The organism is Pantoea sp. EABMAA-21 (assembly GCF_030053335.1).
GTDB classification, from domain to species: Bacteria; Pseudomonadota; Gammaproteobacteria; order Enterobacterales; family Enterobacteriaceae; genus Pantoea; species Pantoea communis.
Genome location: NZ_JASGBX010000001.1, coordinates 479,302 through 499,291, shown reverse-complemented (window position 1 = coordinate 499,291; position 19,990 = coordinate 479,302). Strand labels below are relative to the sequence as shown.

17 protein-coding genes and 6 pseudogenes are annotated in these 19,990 nt (G+C 49.3%); 8 read left to right on the top strand and 15 right to left on the bottom strand.

What is annotated here, in order from left to right:
* Together copD and QMZ65_RS02335 are read left to right on the top strand one after the other, a co-directional pair.
* Positions 1-882, top strand: a complete 882-nt coding sequence (gene copD / locus QMZ65_RS02340; RefSeq protein ID WP_283215306.1) for a copper homeostasis membrane protein CopD — start codon at positions 1-3, stop codon at positions 880-882.
* A gap of 28 nt (positions 883-910) precedes the next feature.
* Complete coding sequence (locus QMZ65_RS02335) at positions 911-1,258, top strand: YebY family protein (protein ID WP_034828876.1); 348 nt, start codon at positions 911-913, stop codon at positions 1,256-1,258.
* A 311-nt stretch (positions 1,259-1,569) separates the two neighbouring features.
* Here QMZ65_RS02335 and QMZ65_RS25315 read toward each other — a convergent pair.
* From QMZ65_RS25315 to QMZ65_RS02295, 7 genes and pseudogenes are all read right to left on the bottom strand, one after another.
* Positions 1,570-2,021 (bottom strand): annotated as a pseudogene (locus QMZ65_RS25315) (tyrosine-type recombinase/integrase); the annotation flags it as partial.
* Positions 2,022-2,044: 23 nt separating this feature from the next.
* Positions 2,045-2,668, bottom strand: a pseudogene (locus QMZ65_RS02320) (baseplate J/gp47 family protein); the annotation flags it as partial.
* Between the two features lie 4 nt (positions 2,669-2,672).
* Entirely contained in the window at positions 2,673-3,023 is a 351-nt protein-coding gene (locus tag QMZ65_RS02315; protein WP_283215421.1) for a GPW/gp25 family protein, read from the bottom strand.
* Positions 2,996-3,610: pseudogene (locus QMZ65_RS02310) on the bottom strand (phage baseplate assembly protein V). Before QMZ65_RS02310 ends, QMZ65_RS02315 begins: the two are co-directional and overlap by 28 nt.
* Positions 3,611-3,702: 92 nt before the next feature.
* On the bottom strand, positions 3,703-4,650 hold the full coding sequence (locus QMZ65_RS02305) for a DUF4062 domain-containing protein (protein ID WP_283215303.1): 948 nt from the start codon (positions 4,648-4,650) through the stop codon (positions 3,703-3,705).
* 35 nt (positions 4,651-4,685) lie between these two features.
* Positions 4,686-5,126, bottom strand: a pseudogene (locus QMZ65_RS02300) (phage virion morphogenesis protein).
* 38 nt (positions 5,127-5,164) lie between these two features.
* Positions 5,165-5,589 (bottom strand): annotated as a pseudogene (locus tag QMZ65_RS02295) (phage tail protein).
* Between the two features lie 63 nt (positions 5,590-5,652).
* Here QMZ65_RS02295 and QMZ65_RS02290 point away from each other — a divergent pair.
* Positions 5,653-5,993 (top strand): annotated as a pseudogene (locus tag QMZ65_RS02290) (phage portal protein); the annotation flags it as partial.
* A gap of 41 nt (positions 5,994-6,034) precedes the next feature.
* Here the strand turns inward: QMZ65_RS02290 and QMZ65_RS02285 are convergent.
* Together QMZ65_RS02285 and QMZ65_RS02280 are read right to left on the bottom strand one after the other, a co-directional pair.
* Positions 6,035-6,961 carry a hypothetical protein gene (locus tag QMZ65_RS02285; RefSeq protein ID WP_283215302.1) on the bottom strand — a complete coding sequence of 309 codons (927 nt, stop codon included), beginning with the start codon at positions 6,959-6,961 and terminating at the stop codon, positions 6,035-6,037.
* A 1-nt stretch (position 6,962) separates the two neighbouring features.
* Complete coding sequence (locus QMZ65_RS02280) at positions 6,963-8,018, bottom strand: DUF262 domain-containing protein (protein WP_283215301.1); 1,056 nt, start codon at positions 8,016-8,018, stop codon at positions 6,963-6,965.
* Between the two features lie 1,995 nt (positions 8,019-10,013).
* Here QMZ65_RS02280 and QMZ65_RS02275 point away from each other — a divergent pair.
* Together QMZ65_RS02275 and QMZ65_RS02270 are read left to right on the top strand one after the other, a co-directional pair.
* Positions 10,014-10,340 carry a hypothetical protein gene (locus QMZ65_RS02275; protein ID WP_283215300.1) on the top strand — a complete coding sequence of 109 codons (327 nt, stop codon included), beginning with the start codon at positions 10,014-10,016 and terminating at the stop codon, positions 10,338-10,340.
* Positions 10,341-10,448: 108 nt separating this feature from the next.
* A complete protein-coding gene (locus tag QMZ65_RS02270) occupies positions 10,449-10,616 on the top strand; it encodes a hypothetical protein (RefSeq protein WP_166932300.1) in 168 nt (55 codons plus the stop codon).
* 42 nt (positions 10,617-10,658) lie between these two features.
* On the opposite strand, the gene QMZ65_RS02265 is transcribed toward QMZ65_RS02270, so the two are convergent.
* The 3 genes from QMZ65_RS02265 to QMZ65_RS02255 form a co-directional block, all read right to left on the bottom strand.
* Positions 10,659-10,937: a DUF6388 family protein gene (locus QMZ65_RS02265; RefSeq protein ID WP_166932302.1), complete on the bottom strand. Its 279-nt coding sequence runs from the start codon at positions 10,935-10,937 to the stop codon at positions 10,659-10,661.
* A gap of 62 nt (positions 10,938-10,999) precedes the next feature.
* A complete protein-coding gene (locus QMZ65_RS02260) occupies positions 11,000-11,326 on the bottom strand; it encodes a DUF3761 domain-containing protein (RefSeq protein ID WP_283215299.1) in 327 nt (108 codons plus the stop codon).
* A 189-nt stretch (positions 11,327-11,515) separates the two neighbouring features.
* Entirely contained in the window at positions 11,516-12,247 is a 732-nt protein-coding gene (locus QMZ65_RS02255; protein WP_283215298.1) for a class I SAM-dependent methyltransferase, read from the bottom strand.
* Between the two features lie 251 nt (positions 12,248-12,498).
* Between QMZ65_RS02255 and QMZ65_RS02250 the strand changes: the two genes are divergently transcribed.
* Positions 12,499-13,146, top strand: coding sequence for a metallophosphoesterase (locus QMZ65_RS02250; RefSeq protein WP_034828689.1), 648 nt, complete (start codon positions 12,499-12,501; stop codon positions 13,144-13,146).
* A 2-nt stretch (positions 13,147-13,148) separates the two neighbouring features.
* Here the strand turns inward: QMZ65_RS02250 and rsmF are convergent, their stop codons facing one another.
* The 3 genes from rsmF to yebS form a co-directional block, all read right to left on the bottom strand.
* Positions 13,149-14,573 carry a 16S rRNA (cytosine(1407)-C(5))-methyltransferase RsmF gene (rsmF, locus tag QMZ65_RS02245; RefSeq protein ID WP_283215297.1) on the bottom strand — a complete coding sequence of 475 codons (1,425 nt, stop codon included), beginning with the start codon at positions 14,571-14,573 and terminating at the stop codon, positions 13,149-13,151.
* A gap of 75 nt (positions 14,574-14,648) precedes the next feature.
* Complete coding sequence (locus QMZ65_RS02240; RefSeq protein WP_283215296.1) at positions 14,649-17,282, bottom strand: PqiB family protein; 2,634 nt, start codon at positions 17,280-17,282, stop codon at positions 14,649-14,651.
* Entirely contained in the window at positions 17,251-18,495 is a 1,245-nt protein-coding gene (yebS, locus tag QMZ65_RS02235; protein WP_097116874.1) for a membrane integrity lipid transport subunit YebS, read from the bottom strand. The genes QMZ65_RS02240 and yebS overlap by 32 nt, the downstream gene beginning before the upstream one ends.
* Positions 18,496-18,712: 217 nt before the next feature.
* Between yebS and msrC the strand changes: the two genes are divergently transcribed.
* Together msrC and proQ are read left to right on the top strand one after the other, a co-directional pair.
* Entirely contained in the window at positions 18,713-19,213 is a 501-nt protein-coding gene (gene msrC, locus QMZ65_RS02230; protein WP_038646557.1) for a free L-methionine (R)-S-oxide reductase MsrC, read from the top strand.
* Positions 19,214-19,309: 96 nt separating this feature from the next.
* A complete protein-coding gene (proQ, locus tag QMZ65_RS02225; protein WP_034828699.1) occupies positions 19,310-19,990 on the top strand; it encodes an RNA chaperone ProQ in 681 nt (226 codons plus the stop codon).

Sequence of the window (19,990 nt, the reverse complement as noted above, 5' to 3'; positions counted from 1 at the left end):
ATGGTTCTGAGTACGTTGTGGATCGTCCTGCGCGCCCTGCATTTTATTGCGGTGCTATTGCTGGCTGGCAGCGCGTTCTATACGGCTCTGCTGGCACCGCGGCGTTATCGCCCGGTGCTGGCGCAACGTTTGCACAAAATTTTAGTCACGACAGCGCTATTGAGTCTGCTCAGTGCGGTGTTAATGCTCGCCACGCAAACCGGTTTGATGAGCGGTGACTGGCACAATGTTGGTGACCTGGAAACCTGGCAGGCGGTTTTAGCGACGCGCTTTGGCGCGGTGTGGTGCTGGGAACTGGGGTTCGCACTGCTGAGCACGCTGGCCTTGCTGCTGCGTGGCACACTGCGCCAACAGCTCTTGCTGATAAGTGGTCTGTTGCAGTTGGCGGCGCTGGCAGGCGTCGGGCACGCCGCGATGCGCGATGGTTTACCCGGCTTGCTGCAGCAGATCAATCACGCGCTGCACTTGATTGCCGCCGCGTTCTGGACTGGCGGCTTACTGCCCCTGTTATTGCTAATGCGTCAAGCCCGTCAGATTACGTATCGCACCGATGCGATTCGCTGCATGATGCGCTTTTCGCGTTACGGTCATCTGGCTGTCGCACTGGCTTTGCTCACCGGGCTGATCAACAGCCTGCTGATTGGCGGCACACCGCTCAATTGGGGCACCACGCTGTGGAGTGCGATGCTGGTGGTCAAAGTGATGCTGGTGATGATGATGGTGGGCATTGCGCTGATCAATCGCTATGTTCTGGTGCCAGGTTTTCGCGTCGCGGGTAGTCACGCGCCGCAGCAGTTTATTCGCCTGACGCAGCTTGAGCTGCTGCTGGCCATTGTTGTTGTCGGATTGGTCAGCGTGTTTGCTACGCTGTCTCCGGCCTGAATTGTGATAAATGAAAAATGAGGTCGATATTTTGCTGAAGAAATTGATTCCAGCCTGCATTCTGATGGCACTGTGCAGCCAGGCGATGGCCGCGCAGATTATTACCGTCAGCCGCTTTGAAATTGGCAAAGACAAATGGCCATTCACCCGCGAAGAGGTGATGCTGACCTGCGAGAAAGACGGCGCGCTGTTTGCCATCAATCCGAGCACCTTGCTGCAGTATCCGCTGAATGATAAAGCCCAAGCACGCGCTGATGCCGGCAAGGGCACACTGCAATCCATCGATACCATCGTGGCGGAAGACAAAGCGCATCCTGGCCAGAAAATGAGCCTGCAACCGATCGTTGATCGCGCGCAGCAATTGTGCGGTAAGTAATCCCTGCAAAATTCGGGCGTAGCGCACAGTTTTGCCGCTACGCTTGCTTTTCCGATGTGTCAGCACGATCACAGAGTTGGCAGCTTCCTGACCGCATCGTGACGGTTGGCTGGAAAATAATCACCCTTGGACTACCTTTAAATGGCAAGGCGAACTCGCCTTCAAAATGCCAACTTTTAGCGCACGGCTCTCAAAGAGCCATTTCCCTGGACCCGATACAGGAATCGTATTGGGTCTTTTTTTTTTAGCATTTAACATCAATAACTTATCCGATTATTAATGAGTTACAGCCCATCCTATTACACTCCGTTCTACCCTGTTATAACTTCCGCCGCCAATTTTTCGCCACTTTTGCCAGCCATAATCGACAGGGGATTGCAGTGAATCGCATCTTCCAGATGATCAGGCGCGAAGTGCGCATACTTATACGTATATCTGAGTGCCCACGAAAGCGCTGCAGCACCAGTATGTTGCCCCCGGCCATCATGAAGTGGCTGGCAAAGCTATGACGTAGAACGTGGCTCATTTGACCTTCCGGCAGCTCATTTCCGGCGAGGCGGATCACCCGATAGAACTGGCGCTAATACTCTTCGAAAAACTTGCCTTATTTATCCTTCAACTCGTCATGCAGCTCTTTGCTTATCGGGACGGTGCGATTGCGCTTGCCATTGGTATTGATGAACGTAATTTTAAGCGGGGATATTTACGACGCCTTAAGTGCTACAGCATCATTCCAACGACAACCGGTTGAGAGGTATATCTTAATAATCAATGTTAGTTGTTGATTGCCGACTGCACGATTACCCGATCAGCAGCGGGGCGCACGATTTCATCATTAAGCGCGGCGTTGACCACAGCCAGCAAATCATCTGCAGCGATTTCATTACTCTCGCGAGCCAGTATGGTGACCGTGACAACAGCTGGTGACTGGCTGATGGCTGATGCATCAGCCACGCGTCCGTCTGCACTACGGGCGTGATACTCATATGCGCCCGTCGGCCCCGCTACGCTCAGCCCTTTGAAGGCCCCCGCGATATGGGCGCGAAAAACGTCGTTAGCCTCCATTACAGCCGCTGTGGGCGGAATCGTGGTATCGTCAGCATGTGTGATAATCAGGAGCTCAACGCCGTTGTTAGCACCAACCTGGTCTAAGTCACCGTCCATCGCATAAGCCAACATGACGGCACGCGCAGCTTCGTTGATGTGCTGACGCAGGTTCACTTCGCGATAGGCATTTTACTGCAGCACCTTAACAACGGGCTCAGACTCCAGCGTCAGCGCAATAGCCGCCTGCTGTTCTTCGGGGTACAGCGAAATCAGCGTGGCTTTTTGCTCAGCCAGCAGCACTTCATAATCCAGTGTTTCCACCACGTCGGGCGCGGGTAACTGGCTCAGGTCAATAGTTGCCATGTTCTCAGCTCACAGGAACGGCTAGTGAAAAAGGCTGCAGCGTGTCGGTTCTGTTACCGGTCAGCTCAAATAACATGGTGCCGTCAAATTCCGGCTCAAAATTAATGGCGGTAAATTTGACGCGGGGTTCCCAGCGCAGCAACGCCAGATAATGGGCCGACATAATCTGCAGGCGGAGTGATTCTTTTTGCGGATGGTCAATCAGCGCCGACAGCAGCGAGCCGTATTCTCGGCGCATTAAGCTGGTGCCCTCCGGCGTCATCAGAATGTCGCGAATCGACTGACTGATGTGATCGAGGTCGGTAAGGGTTTTGCCGGTTTTACGGTTCATGCCGATATATTTTGCGGTTGTAATTGCGGGCCGTCCGTTCTGCTGCCACCGCGCTGCACGCCGCCGTGTTCATGGTCGTCAACAACGACACAACTAGAACTAATCTTGCCGCCACTGTGTTCAACATCGCCGGTCATTTTCCCGCCTTAAGTCACTTCAGGTTGCGCGGTTTTCAATAGCGTTGTGCACTCAACCAGCGGGGAATCCAGCAGGATTTGCACTGCCGCCTAAATGGTTGCCGTCTGAATGCCGGTCGCTATAAGCGCCCCGTTTGCCGGTTCATACTCAATCACCGCACCGTCCGGAAACGACCAGTGCAGTGCGTCAGCCGACGCCGATGGCACAGGATTGCTGTCTGAGAAAATGCCAAGCAGTACAAAACCGGTATCCAGCTCACCACCCAAACATAAAACGAGTACCTGCTCACTCACTGACGGTGCATTCCACGAACGGGTTTTACCCGCACGAGCGATCAGCAAGTGAAGCCAGTCAGTGGTGTTATTTCCTGTATCCACGCGGCATAACCCGTCGTCCAGTTTTACGGCGGACATGGTGCCAATGCGGATCAGGTTGCGCATCAGGCGCAGGATTTCGGAGAGTTGTTCGTTCATGCCGCAAGATTGCTATCCTGCGGCATCAATAGCAGTTAAGGTCTGTTTAATCATTAATAAGTAAACATAGAGTGCATGGCTGATTCATTGAGTTAGAAAGGGATATCATCATCAGATGGAGGATTTAGAGTAATGATTTTGACATACTCACTTCTCCAATCGGCAGGAGTCATGACCTTGAGGGCTCCATTTTCAAATATTTCTTGATCCACACGGATTCCTTTTTTAGCCTTATGATTATCGAAGTCATGAAAGCCATCTGGCGAGAAATCCTCGTCGAGGACGAATCCTCTAGCAGCGAGTAAATTGCTCAGCTCTTCAAGATTATAAAAGACAACACGATAAGTAATTCCTGCCGCCTTTTTAATTGCTTCAAATGCTGGGTGATGAAGCATTAAAATATCATTTACTTGTGCTGGATTTTTCTTTTCCTTCACAAGGACATTCACCAAGCTTCGTAATGTTTCACTGCTGGTTTTAATGTCACTAATTAATTCCCCTTCCAACTTTCGAGAGTTTGTAACTAATAACCTTTGGAAAAGCCCAGCCCATTGTTCCCTGAGATACCTAATAATATCCTCTACTGTTTCAAATGGTTCAACGGGGTTACCTACATCCATATTATAAACATCATGAATGAAATCGAAGATTTTATTATTATCTACAGATATAGGCGTAAATCCTTCCAGGTGCTTATTTTTTTGATAAGTATGGTACTCTGCGTGAACGGATTTATCTACAAACAAATAGACCTGCTTGCCCTTCTCAAAGGCTTCATTTATTTCATTCTGCGTAATTGATGATTCATTATTACGAGATTGCGTGCCAAATTTACCGCCTATTACTGCAACTAATACATCGCACGTATGAATTTCCCTATAACAAGAAGATTCCAGCGGGTCTTCCTTACCCCAAGGTATATGACCTCGTTCAAAAAGAATCGGGTCATAACCCATTTCTTTCACAAATCTCTCAAGACTAGCCCTCATGGAGCGGAGATCAAAAAAGGTAGAGCTGATGAAAATTCTTGGCTTTGCCATTTAAATTAACTCAAATTTATGGAAGCTTATTTCGCTTAGGCCTCGATAATGAAAAGTCTTACAGACTCTACACTCTCATCTTTAAAACCAAGCAAAGGGCGGGGGCTATACTGTACCTCTTTTATATTTATTTTTGGCCTATCTTTCAAGCCAAAATGATGGATGCGCGCCATACGCTGCACCCGACCGGTAAACTCGATCACCGCTTCGTCGGATGTTTCCTGCGCCTTCATATATTTTGATGTGCGGAGTTTGGTGAACATCTCACACTTCACACGACCCTTTTTACTGCGAATAGGCTGCGTCTTATGCGGCTTAAACGGCGTGCCGTCAGGGGCCTGCTACCGTTTGATAATCTGTTGCAGGCTGGCGCGCAGCTTCTTTGCGATATTGCGCGCCATTTCTTTGCGGGCCGGGGCTGACAGGTTGCCAGTAAGCGCATACAGCTGGTCACTGACCATCTGTAATTCATTCATGGGTCAAGCTCGGTGATTAGCACGCCGTGGGCATAAAACTATAACGGGCGGTGGTCATTTTCCGGCAGCGGATTTTCATTCAGGTGACTGACGTGCAACTCGTCGCCAATGCGCTGAACAATCACGCGCTCGCTCAGAAGTAAATCAATGCTAATGTCGCTGGCGGTATAGCTGATCACATCTGCTTTAAAGGTTAATCCGGTCTGCTGCTTTTCTTTCGTCGCCATCATGTCCGGCTCGTTCACCGCAGCCATTCCAGCATCGGCACAACCAGCACATCGATATCCCCGGTGTAGTTGGTGATAACTATGTTCAGCCGTTAATGATACTCAAACGACAGCGAGATGGCGAGCGTTGAGACAATGCGCCCATTGTCGGTATACACGTTCAGGCTGTCAGGATTTCGCTGCAGCAGTGGCAGGCTGGCGGTCAGCGCTTTGCGCAGTTGGTTGGGTTTCAGCATCCTGTTGTTCCTGGCACTGTTTGATGATTTCGACCTGCAGCCCGCACGGCGCGAGCTGACGGTCAGGCGATGCGCGACACAAAAGAGATCGGCAACTTCCGCAACCTGTTCATGTACGCGCCCAACGGGAAGCTGGACGGCACAAGATTTTGCCGCTGAGTGAAGTGGCTACAAGGGATGACTTCTTTAACATCAAGAAGGCGAGTCGTGACTACCTGTTGAGAGCGCACCGCGTACCGCTGCAGATGATGGGGATTATCCCGGACAGTACGGGCGGATTTGGGGATGCGGCGCAGGTGTTTGTGAGGAATGAGCTGTCGCCGCTCCAGGAGAGAATGAAAGAGTTAAATCAATGGATTTGCAATGCAGTCTTAACTTTTTCTCAATATGTTCAAGAGGTATGATTTAGAATTAATGATAGAGCATTTTATTTTTGAACGCTCTATCAACTAAACCAATTCGTAATTCTCGATTGAGAATTTAAAGTTATTAAATATTCTTTTCTTGGTAAGCATTTTGGTGCAATAGTTTGAATGGCGGTATTGAAATTTGGCCAATTTTTTATCGACCGTGAGGTGATTGAGTTTTTTTCGCTATAATAATTCTTTTGAACGTTATGAACAAGAAATCTACATTTAATTATGTTGTGAATTGGAGCTTTAACTAAGGCTACTGAAGGGTTTGCACTTAATTCCCGGCAGCGAGCTGTGAGGGCTACATCAAAAGAAGATGCTATAGCGTAGATTTCATTAACAGAATCATTTAACCATCCAAGTTCATAGTCAAAATTAGCTACATGTGCAGCGCTATGTCTTCTGGAGGAAATGTTCATGAATGATTGTCTCAGGCTTGGAATACCCCCATTTGTCAAATTTGATATTTTCTGTAGTGTTTCCCACCCACCTTCAATGTTCAGACATTTCATTGCATTTGGTATATCTTCAACATATACGTTAGAACCTACAGCCATCAATGAAAGACCTGAGATTGTAAATCCGTTAACTAATGATGTTGAATTTATATGCATAGCCTCTTGTTGTATCAATCCGAGCCAGTTCCCCTGAGTTTTTTTCTCTAATGCAGCTTTTGCCGCAACTCCTTTTAAAGCACCCAATGTAGCCGCCTCTTGCATGTATTCAGGCAATAGATTGAAGTTTGTCAGAGAAGAAGAAATAGATGAAAACATTTCTGTTGCTCTTTCTTTAATGAAATCTTCTAAAATATTAAATATTACGATCCCTAACCCTTTTCTTAACAGAGTGGCGCTACTATTCTGTAAATTACTTCCATTTGTCTGATTAACCAAAACAGGTAAAAGAAGTGTTGCTTCTAACGTGCTCATCCTTGAAATAAGTTTATCTTTCGCCGACATGTCAAATACTCTTTAATATGTTGGAAAAACAGCCAATCCTATAATTTACGTTAGCTGGGTTTGAAGTGAACTGAGTAACTGAATGAAGAAATTCCGGATCATTATCAAGGGCATTCTTAAGTGCGTCCCTGACTACTTGGGGGTTATTAATAGCATTGGTATACTCTGCCGTATTAAGCATACTAGGGCATACCATTTGAACATCAAACATTCCCTGTATAACACGGGTGCTTTTATCCAGTCGCTTGAAAGAATCATCACCCCAAACAGCTTCACAAAATGCTAAACTTCTAAGAAAGTCATCCTTCATTCTATCAATGATTATCTTAGGCGCGTTTGCATGCTCAGACATGAAGTTATCCATTGCTTTATCCATATTTCCAGGAAAAACGTCCCAAAAACTTTTTACGGTAAAGAAGCGAAGAACATACTGAACATCAATCATTTCTCTATACATAGGTGATGTTTTTGAAAATTTAAGCATTTTTCTGAGACTGATGTTTTCAGAAACATCAAATAACATATCATTCATTTCACCACGAAATGCTACGTTTCTTATTTCCTGAGAGTTTAATGGCACACCAGCTTTGTTTAACCTAAGAAAAACTTCATGTTTTAGCTCTGGGTTTGATTGTCTGAGTAATGTGACAACCCTTAAATAGGGTCTAATTGCAAGGGCATTCGCCAATGATAAAGGCAACTCTTTAAAAAACTTTCCCTCAAGTTCATTAAAGAGTTCAAGTTTTTGCAATTTTAGTTTGTTTGTTAAAAATCTATGTATAGCTGTAAGTCTTTGTTTTCCGTCGATTACGGAATATATTCCATACTGATCTTCTGCCAAGTAGATAGGAGGTATTGGAATATTCAGCAAAAAAGATTCTATGAGTTCTGATTCTTCTTGTTCTGACCATCGTTCTCGACGCTGATATTTAGGACTAATATCGATTGAGCCAATATCAATCATATCTGTCACGGACTTTAACGATAGATCCGAGTGCTGAAGTACTAACTCATCCTGAGCTTGAGAAAATTTCAATTCTATGCTTTTAAATGACATATCATCTTCCTTTATGTTTGATTTTTTATGATGAGATAAAACCATAAAACGTACTGACGCGCAATGCTATTCCCGCCACGCCTACCCGCTTTAAACATCGCTTTTCATGCAGATGCATGCACCACATGAACCCGCGCCAGCTACGGGTGTTACAGCGATCGGCGATCCCTATCTGGATCATGCTAAATCATGCATACAAATGCGCTTAACTGCACCATGAAAAAAATCACCAAAACGGTGGCTGAGGGCAGGGCAGTAAGCACGCAGATATCATTCCGCCTGTCGGTAAATAGCATCCTGATAAATCGCTGTGTCTATCGTTCCGGCCATATCACTGTTCATCGGCAGTGCCATTTTTAGTTCATCTTCTTTGCAATGTACAACAAGTGAAACATCGGCAATAAATTGAATTCGTGCAACAGCCTCGCTCTGATTACCTTATACCATCAGCGAATTAACTCCCCTTTCAAATTTGTACTGTATATATAAACAGTGCTTCACTATCAGGAAAGCGTAAAGATTCGCATGGTATCGATGCACTTAAATGATGATTTCTTGATCGCTTTGCTTGTTTAGTGTATCAGCTGCTAATGCATTAAATCGTTGCAAAGCCGCCAACAGCTTGCGCCTATCACCCCGTCACTAACCATCTCTCGAAAGGCAGGCGTTAAAATCGTGGCGACATTGGCAATAAAATTTTGAGATTGTACTAAGTCAAATGCGTTCTGGCTGTTTGCTTTTTGAGTATGCATAACGCAGTATCTCTTTTATTCTTATTTTAATACCTCATTTAAATAACATGGAGTAGTTATGCCCAATGGTAGCAGGTTAAAAAGATCCTTTACTAAGGTTGCTGAAATTTATAAAAGGCTCGATATCCGGCAGAGGTTATATCTTAATTTTATAATGATTATGATTTTTTTCTCTGTTGGTTGTTTTTTCTTTGGTGCTGAAAAAAGAAAGGTTTACTTTATTATTGTTCTTATTTATTGGAGTTCAATTGTAGTATTCGAATCTGTAAATATATATAAAAAGTTTTATTCATTCACTGTAGGTAAGGTCTTACTACTAATTGGATTTACTCTATGCACTAATGTCTCTTTGTCCATTGCAGGAGTCGTAATTAACGATATAACGACAGTTGCACCTTCGAACTTTCCTCACGCATTGATATTAATATCTATAGCGATCATACCGTTAATGACTGCAGCTATAATGCTGGTCATTTACACTGCGATCTTTATAACGTTTCCTATATGGGGGTTCATACTTTTTGTTTATGATAATAATTTGAAAAAGATAATTTTTCCTGGTTATGAACCTCGAGATGGAAGTTTTTTGTATAAAACAACTAAACTTATTCAGGTGTTGTCACTTGGTATCTATTGCGTCTTTTTTTACTCATTTTTTCATAGCATACTTAATGATTATACTAAATATTTATACTCGAAGTCGCAGGCATTTATTTACACTTTCGAAATGTATGATAAATCACCTTGTATCGGTTTGCCTCCCGGCAAAGTGGCATTTCTCAATGATGAACATGTTTTGATTGCACAGAGAGATAATGAAAAAATGAAATTTATAACTCACGAATGCGTTTATAAAAACAATTAAAGACTTTGCAAAAGCTACAGCGCATTCTTGAATGGCGCTGTAGCCATTCAATCGCCACATTCTCAGTTAAGTTATTGATAAGTAATGGAGTGATAAAGTATTGGGTCTTTATTTACATGATTGATTTCAATAAATAAATTTAGCTCTTTACCTTAATTGCCCGAAATTTGCTCTAAATCTTAATCTCCGAATCAATTTCCCATCCCGCCATCCCGCCATCCCGCCATCCCGCCATCCCGCCATCCCGCAATCCTAACCCAATCTTTGCGCAAAATACCCGCAAATCGCCCAGTTATTCACCCAATCGCGCCTCGCTTCACGTGCTACATTTCCTCTCAGCAATACGCCAACCCTGCCAGCCCAAACGAGAGTCTTGAGATGTTCAAACCTGCTGTACTGTTCACCACTATCCTGCTGCTCAGCGGCTGTGCGCTGAAGCAATACCCGCAATCACCTAAAGTCAGTGATGAAGAAGCGCAAACCTACAACTGTGCGGCACTGGATCAGGAAATTGCGAAATCCCACAGTGTGCAGCAGCAGATTGACAAAACCGGTGAGTTTGATGCGCTGACGGTGATTGGTTTCATCGGCGATTTTGGCATCGGCAACGGTATCGCTAAGGCTAGCGCCAACAAGCATGCCTCGGCACGGTTAAATGAGCTGGAACAATTAAAAGCCGTGCGTTGCAGTCACCCAACGGCGTAATGAATTCAAGCCAGCACGAAAGATGCGGACATTTAACAGCAGCCAGTTAGCGTGAAAAATGGTATAAGAGTGCGCACTGTTTTTATTGCCGATTAATAAGGATCCTTCATGGCAAATGCGCAATATCTTCTCTGGGTAATGATTGGCACCTTAACGCTACTAAGCATCTTTATCGGTGTGGTAGTCGGTCGGACGAAAACGCCTCGTGTCGGCTTTGCGACCTTTGCCGGATTATGGGTATTTTTCCTGCTGGCGATATTCTTTCTCTCGCATTAAAGAACACCGTTTGCCACACGGCTTGTGTGGCAAATCAGTTGGCTAAGCGGTGTGGTGTAAAGCGGCACGATGCTGAGCAATTAGCGTGTCAGCCAGCTGACGATCTTCTTCATGTTGCGAGATGTAATATTCATAAGGATCGCGCACGCCGAGGCTTTCGATATAATCCAAATGGGCTCGTTTCACTTCACGGTTAATATATTGCACCACCTCTAATCCCAACTCATCCGCATAAACCGGCGCTTTGCTTTTTATTTCGCGAATCAAGTCCACGTTATTTTGCATAAAAAGCTCCAGATCGATTTTATAATAGTCTTTCATTGCTCACTCCTTAAGAAAATAGTGTCCTTTAAGCCTGGCACATGCTGCTTATTGCGTGTGGCTTAAGATGCCAGCCATTCCGCAACGCCACCATGGCGAGAACAGGTCCCGCGGTGATGGGTGCTGAAACTGTATGACCCATCGCGACACCGAGCGGTTGCGCCATCGGGAACATCATTATTTTGCGTATGTGCGGGACGATGAATCGATTGTCCTTCGCTGTTGATGTAATTGCCTTGCTCGATCAGTTCAACATGCTTTTTGGCGTGAGTGGGCATGCTGACAAGCAACAGCATAAGTGTGATAACAGAAAGCGTTTTCATATTCTCATAAAGAAGGAAAGAGGATAGGACGTTATCGGCAGGAAGGAAGAAAGCTAAAATAAACATCACTAATGTAAGCGAAGCGTAAAAAAGCAATGATGAGAATGATAGTTAATATCATTTAACTTGTTCGGAATTGTCTGGATTGATAAAGTGATCGCCGTCCCGCACAGAGCTAACGCCTTTAATGAGCGCCGGAGATAAGCGCCGGACGGGACTTTCATCAGGGCTGCAGGACGCAGCCGCTTTTGAAATTTATTGAGGTTTTCTGGCAGACAATAAAAACATCATCGGACGGTCGCGTTCTTCTTCTAAGCCCGGATTCTGCTTTACCTGCTCATCGGCAGGCCCCCATTCATCAAGATGCACAATCTCGAATCCGGCACCAATCAACGCATTAATCCAGCTGGCTAATTTACGATGCTGCTTCTTCACGCCATCGGCAAACCAATTGCTGATGCGCTCACCTTCCTGTTGGTAATGGTTGATCGGCCAACTGCGCTGCTGTTGATCATCGACAATCCACTGCTGCTGAAGCGGAGCGGTATAAATAGGGTGTTCGCAGGAGAAGATCAGCATACCGCCAGGTTTTAATGCATCGAACAGGGTGGTGAATAACGGCTCGATGTGACTCAGGTAATGTAATGCCAGTGAGCTGTAGGCAAGATCATAGGTTTTATCGAGCTGCAGAGTGTCTAAATCCGCACGTTGATAGCGAATGTTCGGTGAAGAAGTCATGGCGGTCGCTTGCGCCAGCATCTTTTCTGAGACATCAATCCCCAGGACTTCACGGGCACCATGCTGCTGCGCGTAACGGCAAAACCAGCCGTATCCACAGCCTAAATCAACGACGCGCAAGTCCTTCAGATCGGGCAGCATCGCTCGCAATGCGGGCCACTCAGGTGCGCCATCCAATCCTTCCACCGAGCGGGGTAAAGTAGCATAACCGGCAAAGAAGGTAGGGTTATCGTAAATGTTCTGGCTCATATTGGCTCCTTTATATGAATCGAAAGGAGTTTAGGTGTTTAGCGCGACAGGAAACAGCGATTAGCCCACAAACAGCAGATGCACCAAACGCGCCAGCGATTCCAGCAACAACAGGCTGCCGAGAAATATAAACACTAGTACACCGATAAATTGTTTACGGCTGCTCACGCTGCTCCCTCCCCTGGCTTCATCTCACCGGACTATACTTTATGCCGGGTTCACTAAACTTCCAGTCAACCGGGAAAGATTACATGTTTTACCAAACGGTGAGTGCCAAAACGTGGCGTAACATTTGGGTGGTGGGCGATTTGCACGGTTGCCGCGCTCAACTGGACTCGCAGCTCATTCTGCATGACTTCGACAAAGAGCGAGACCTGCTGCTGTCGGTAGGGGATTTGATCGATCGCGGTCCCGACAGCCCCGGCTGCTTACAGCTGTTGCAGGAGCCATGGTTTCGCTGTGTGCGCGGTAATCATGAACAGATGGCGTTGTCGGCGCTGGAAGGGCAAGACCCTATGCTGTGGATGATGAACGGCGGTGACTGGTTCTGGCAATTAAAAGGGGCGGATTTAATTGCGGCGCGCCATGCGCTGAAACGCTGTGCCGATCTGCCGCTGATTTTGCACCTGGAGTTAGCCGACCGCGTGGTGGTGATCGCCCATGCCGACTATCCAGCCAGCCATTATGAGTTGGGTCAGGACGTGGACTGGCATCAGGTGGTGTGGAGCCGCGATCGTCTCGGCCGCCATCATCGTGGCGCTTCCGCCAGTATTGACGGTGCGAGCGATTTCTATTTCGGCCACACGCCACTGGAACAGCCGCTCAATGTGGCGAACCAGCATTACATCGACACCGGCGCAGTGTTCGGTAATCGCTTAACGCTGGTTCAGCTTCAATAGAGTTAACGGAACAAACGCCCGTCGCGCACCAGGTCGCGTGGATAGCTGTTTTTGATGCGGTTACTGACTTTCTTGGCTAAACCCAATGGCTGCTGCTGATAGGTGACAATCACTTCATCGCGAGTTGGTGCGGTATCAGGATGAATATCCTGGCCGCGATACCAGCTTTCTGCTTCCGTTTCCGTCAATTCGAAATCCAGTGCGCTGCCCGGTTTAGTCAGGGCAACCACCGCTTCATGTTGCCAGCGATAGCCTTTCGGGAAGGTCTCTGCCAGCTTCAGACCGATGCGGGAGAACCGCACTCTGCCGAGCCAGTTTTCCAGCGCAGCCGGGAACAGCCACAGTTCTTTATCACGCTGCCACAACGAATGCTGCTCATCCCACTCAATCCCCACCTTAGCAGCCGCCTGTTGCACTTCAGCAACCAGCTTGCGGCTGGCAGGCGAGAAGGGCAGTTTACCCACTTTATAGGTGGGCGCGGGCAGCGCCGGGATGCTGGCCGTTTTGCGCAGGCGTGCGACAAAGAAGCCTTCACTGTCGAAAATCTGTGGGAAGACATGCAGGAAGCCTTCCGGCGTCAATGCACGCTCGGCACCGTCAAACAGGTCGCGCAACGGCACGATTTCTACTGCATCGGGATAGCGCTGCTGCAGCCAGGCGATGACCTGCTGATTTTCAATCTGGTTCAGTGTACAGGTGGAATAAATTAACGTGCCGCCTGGCTGTAAGGCATGAAACGCACTGTCGAGCAGGTCACGCTGAGTTGCGGCAATCTCTTCAGTGCTGGACAGTGTCCAGTTACGCAGGGCGTCGGCATCTTTACGCACCACACCTTCGCCGGAGCAGGGCGCATCCAGCAGGATGGCATCAAACTGCTCAGGTAGGGCGGCACCAAACACACGACCATCAAAGTGCGTCAGCGCCACATTGCTGACGCCACAGCGGCTGATATTGGCATGCAACACTTTTACACGGCTGGCTGAATATTCATTGGCGAGGATCGCGCCTTCGTTGCGCATCAACGCGGCCATTTGCGTGGTTTTGGAACCGGGTGCAGCGGCCACATCCATCACCTTGCGTGCTTCTGGCGCGGCATCAAACAACGCGGTGACCGGCAGCATTGAGCTGGCTTCCTGAATGTAGAACAAACCGCTCAGGTGCTCGGCCACACTGCCCAGCGGCAATGTCTCATCTTCCCGCTCGATCCAGAATCCTTCAGCGCACCAGGGAACCGGCGTTAAGCGCCAGCCATAATGCGCGGTGCGTGCTAAAAACGCCTCCACACTGATTTTCAACGTATTGACGCGCAGGCTGCGGCGCAGCGGCTGCTGGCTAATCGCCAGGAAACGCTGCAGTTCATTTTCGTCAGCCAGGCTGGTGCGCATCAGCGCAAGGAAATCTTCAGGAAAGCGATCGGACACGGACATTTACCGGGGTATCAAATTTAGCGCGAAGTGTAACACGTGCAAATAAAACGGGCAGCCCGCAGGCTGCCCGATTGCTTAATTGGGATCCGGAATCGCCGTTCCCCAACTGCGCCACTCTTTCGGCGCTTCATCCTGCAACAGGAAGTGTTTATCTGCGCCCGCCTGTGGCGCCAGCGGCACCGTCGGCGGTGTAGCAAATTGAATGCCGCCACGAATGAACTGCTGGAAGGTACCGGTTTTCACGACCCCACCAATCAGACCGAAGTCGAGGTTATAGCCAGACGCCAGCCAGAACACGGAGTTATTACGCACCAGATGCTGATACTTCTTGCTGATGCGCAGCGCGATCTGTACGCGATCCGCCATGTTGCCCAGCGAGGTACCGGTTACCGTCCCCACTTCTACCCCACGGAACAGCACCGGGGTACCCAACGACAGCGAACCGGCTTCGGTAGCATCAACATAAATATTGAGTCCGTTGAGGTAACGCGAATCGGTGATGGTACTCTCCTGCAACTCAAAGGTACGTGCCTGAGCCCCTTTGCCGGGATCGACATTGAGGTAAGGCTGCAGCAAGGTCTCCAGATGATTAACACCCGCTGGCGAAATTTCCGGTGAGACCACCGAGAAACGACTGCCGATACGCGCAAAGTCCTGCACATACTCGGGATAAAGCACCGCTTTCGCCACCACCTGATTATTGTCTTTACTCAATGCCAGTGATTCGACCTGGCCGACATTAATGCCGAGGTAACGAATCGGCATGCCCGCAGCCAGCTTGCTGGCATCAAAGGTATGCAAGGTGATCTGGCTGCCGACTGCACGCGCAGCCGTTTCAGAGGCATAGAGTACGCGTTTCACGCCTTTCGCCGCTTGCGCGCCAGTGAGGTTATCGAAACTGATCGCCCCTTTCAGCGCACGGTTGAGCGGCGAAGCCTGCACCGTTAAACCGCTGCCGTTAAGTTGCACTTTCGCACCACCTTCGGCCCAAAATACGCTCTCGCTGGTCAGCAATTTGCGGTATTGCGGCTCAATGTGGATGGAAATCTCAAAGGCATCGGCGCGCGGCACCACGTCCACCACTTCACCCACCTGGAATTTACGATACAGCACCACTGAACCGGCCTGCACATCTGGCAAGCTGTTGGCGGTCAGTTTCAGTGTGGTTGGCGGCTGGTCACCGATAATCCCTTCCTGCGCACGCTCAGCATCGGCAAATAAAGGATAACGGGCGGAAGGATTGCCTTTCGCACCCGGCACCAGACGTATGCCGCCGTCTACCCATTCACGCGCACTGGCACCCAGCACCTGCATTCCATCGAGACCAAACTTCACGTCGAGACGACTATTCACAATGAATTTGCTGTCCGCGTGCACCAGATGGCGATATTCCGGATTGATGGCCACCGCAAAGCTAATGCCATTCTCATCCAGTTGACGCGAAATGACCTGCCCAATCTTCATGCCGTACAGCATCACCGGCTGACCGCCATCAATACCGTAGGTTTCCGGCGCGCTGAGTTTTACCGTCAGAACATCCGGTTTTTGCAGCAGGGTTTCGCTCGCAGGCAGCACGGTAAAGTGATCCTGCGCGGGACCTTCGCCCGGTACCAGTTCGAAGGTGTTACCGGTCAGCAAGCTGCTGAGATTGGTGTCGGTCAGGCTCAGTTTGGGCGCCCGCATTTCAATGCGTGTACCGCTGCGCATCAGGCTCGTCACCGAAGGATCCACGGTGAGTTCGCCGGTGACTTTGCCGCCCGGCAACAGATTAAGTTTGGTCAAGGTACCGACTTCCAGACCCTGGTACATCAGTGGCGTGCTATTCGCTTTGAGGTTATCGCCGCTCGGTAAATCCAGACTGATCTGCACGCCACGCTGGCTGCGCGCCAGATCGGGGTAGAGCTGATAGTTTTCGTCGCTGTTAGCCTGCTGACCTTCTTCCGGAGAATCGAAGGCAATCGCCCCATTCACCAGCGCGGCCAGGCTCTCCAGCTTCACTTTGGCACCGCTCAGACTGACGTCAGCGTCTACGCCGGACACGTTCCAGAAGCGGCTCTGCTTTTTCACCAGATTGACGAAACGACGCTCAATTAGTACGTCGACCGTGACGCCATCAGTATTACCGTTGATACTGTAGTCATACACGCGTCCCACCGGGATTTTGCGGTAGTAGACCAGCGACCCGGTGTTCAGCGAACCCAAATCGGGAGAGTGCAGATGGATCAGCAATTCGCCGGTGTTAACGCGATATTTCGGTTGGGTATCCAGCGCGGTGAAGTGCTCACGCGGATTGCCGCCGCCCGGCATCATGCCGATATAGTTACCGCCCACCAGCGCATCCAGTCCAGAAACACCTGCCAGCGAGGCTTTCGGCGTGACCAGCCAGAACTGCGTATTGTCCTTCAGCGCATCGCGCATATCGCTCTTGATACTGGCCTTGATCTGGATGCTGTGATAATCATCGCTCAGCACAATACCTTGCACCGTTCCCACTTCCACGCCCTGATAACGAATAGGCGTGCGGCCTGGCACAATGCCGTCCGCAGTCTGGAAGTTGATGGTAATTGTGGTACCGCGCTCCTGGTAATTGGTCCATAACAGCCAGCCAGCAATCAGCAGGGCAATAATGGGCAATAGCCAGAACGGCGAAAACTTGCGTTTGTTACGCAGGTTCGCGCTAGTCGGTGTAGTCGGCGTTTCCTGTTGCATGTGCATCCCAGATCAGGCGGCTATCAAGCCACTCTACAGCCATAATGGTCAGGATGACTGCCGCGCCAAAGTAGAAGGCGGCAGGTCCCATGGTAAAAGCCAGCAGTTGATCGCGATTCACCAATGACATGGTGACCGCAATCACGAACAGATCCAGCATCGACCAGCGTCCCACCCAGGTGATGGCACGCAGCAGTCGAATGCGGGTTTTTAAGCCCTGTTCACACTTAAAATGGATGCTGACCAGCAAAGTCAGCATCACTAACACTTTGGTAAACGGCACCAGGATACTGGCGATAAATACCACCGCCGCCACCGGGATGTTTCCGGAAGCCAGACCCAGAATGCCGGAGAAGATCGTATCTTCACGGCGTGCGCCATTAACGTAAACTACTGAAATCGGCAGCAGATTAGCGGGAATCAGTAGCACAATCGAAGCGATCAGTGCGGCCCAGGATTTCTGCAAACTGTGGCGACGACGGAAATCGAGCGGGGTGTGACAACGTGTACAACGTCCGCGATCGTCCGGCATGCCGGTTTGATGACAGTTCAGACACACCTGCCACTGTTCCGGAGGTGTGGTGGGCACAGCCTGCGGATAATAGTGCTCCCACAGCTCTTCCACGTTGAGATGAATCAGCGTCAGCAGGCTCAGCACCGTCAGCGCGATATAGGCCACCAGGCCATAGCCGACTTCCAGCGCGGCGTAATCCTGCACCTTTATAGAGGCGACCGCCACACCGACCAGATAGATATCCAGCATCACCCACTCTTTGAGCTTCTCCAGCATCAGCAACACCGGACGCAGGTTCATCCCGAGGGCGTTGCCAATCCATAAATAGCAGATGCCCGCGACTAAGGTTACCGGTGCACCAATGGTACAAAACGCCACCATCGAGGCCGTCAGCACGTTGCCCTGCTGCGCCATCTGGATCACGCCTTCCACCAGGCTGGCGTTGATGCGCATGCCGAGCAAGCGAATATCCACCAACGGGAGGCTGAAGGCGAAGGGCATCAACACGATCATGGTCACGGCCATTACGGTGAGTCGCGTCATTGACCAATCGCGGCCACTTTGAATTTTTGCATGACAGCGCGGGCAATGCGCCGACTGATGCGATTTCACATCCGGTAAGGAAAAAAGGGTATCGCATTGCGGACAACGCTGATAACGTGCGTGGGGCAACGTCTGGCTGATAGCGTGAATTTTCATAGGTGACGCAAGTGGCCCATCGTTCGTTACGTTTACCGGCATGCTGTTCAGAGCATTCTGACTGCAATAGGGAGTGGTACAAGAATAGTCTTAACCACCGACTGCTAAGGGTATAGTAACTAACACAATGATTCACCTGATGGGGCTGGATTATTAGTGCTTATTTTAACAACTGAGTGACAACAAGCTCACGACAGTGACGAGTTATGGTTAAACAATGAACAAAAAAGCCTTTTACGAGGATTTAAATCGCGATGTCCGTGCACTGTTAGCGGGCGAAACCTCTTTCCTGGCAGCACTGGGTAATTGCAGTGCGCTGTTGTTTGAACGCCTGGAAGGCGTGAACTGGGCAGGATTCTACTTGCTCACCGAGCCAAATACGCTGGTGCTGGGCCCGTTCCAGGGCAAAATTGCCTGCGTACGCATTCCGGTGGGCAAAGGGGTTTGTGGCACAGCGATTGCAGAGGATAAAGTACAGCTCGTTGAGGATGTGCATGCGTTCCCTGGTCATATCGCGTGTGATGCGGCCAGCAACGCTGAAATCGTGATTCCTCTGAAAGTGAATGGCACCGTTGTCGGTGTGCTAGACATTGATAGTACGGTTTATTCTCGCTTTGATAGTGAGGATGAAGCGGGGCTGGTGGCCCTTACCGACGGGCTTTGTGAAGTGCTGGCGGGCAGTGACATCGAAAAATTTATTCAACTGTCACGCAGCTAATCGACTGGATCACATAGCATTTGGCGATGTTGTCATTATAATGTCGCCTGTTCATGCCTGCTCTGGTCGGCAAACCCGTAGTAATCAGGAAATTTCATGGAAAATCAACCTAAGTTGAATAGCAGTAAAGAAGTGATCGCCTTTTTGGCGGAACGTTTTCCGCAATGTTTTAGCGCCGAAGGTGAAGCGCGTCCGCTTAAAATCGGTATCTTCCAGGATCTGGTTGAGCGCGTTCAGGGTGAAAACAGCCTGAGCAAGACGCAACTGCGTTCAGCCTTGCGCCTTTATACCTCAAGCTGGCGTTACCTGTACGGCATTAAAGCGGGTGCAATCCGTGTTGATCTTGATGGCAACGCCTGTGGCGTGCTGGACGAACAACACGTTGAACATGCGCGCAAGCAGCTGGAAGAAGCTAAAGCGCGCGTTCAGGCGCAGCGCGATCAGCAAAAAGCGAAGAAACGCGAAGCCGGTGAAGAGACCGCTGAACGTCGTCCTCGTAAACCTGCTCCTCGCAAAGCGGCTGAAGGCGAAGCACCTCGCAAGCCTCGTCCACAGGCACCGCGTGCCGCATCAGCAGAACGTCCTGCTGCACCGCGCCCACCGCGAGCTAAACCTGTCACTGATACCTCAACTTTGCAACCCGGCCAGAACATCAAAGTTAAAGCAGGCAAAAGTGCAATGGACGCCACCATTCTTGAAATCACCAAGGATGGCGTTCGGGTGCAGCTCGCTTCCGGCATGGCAATGATTGTGCGCGCAGAACACTTGCAGTTCTGA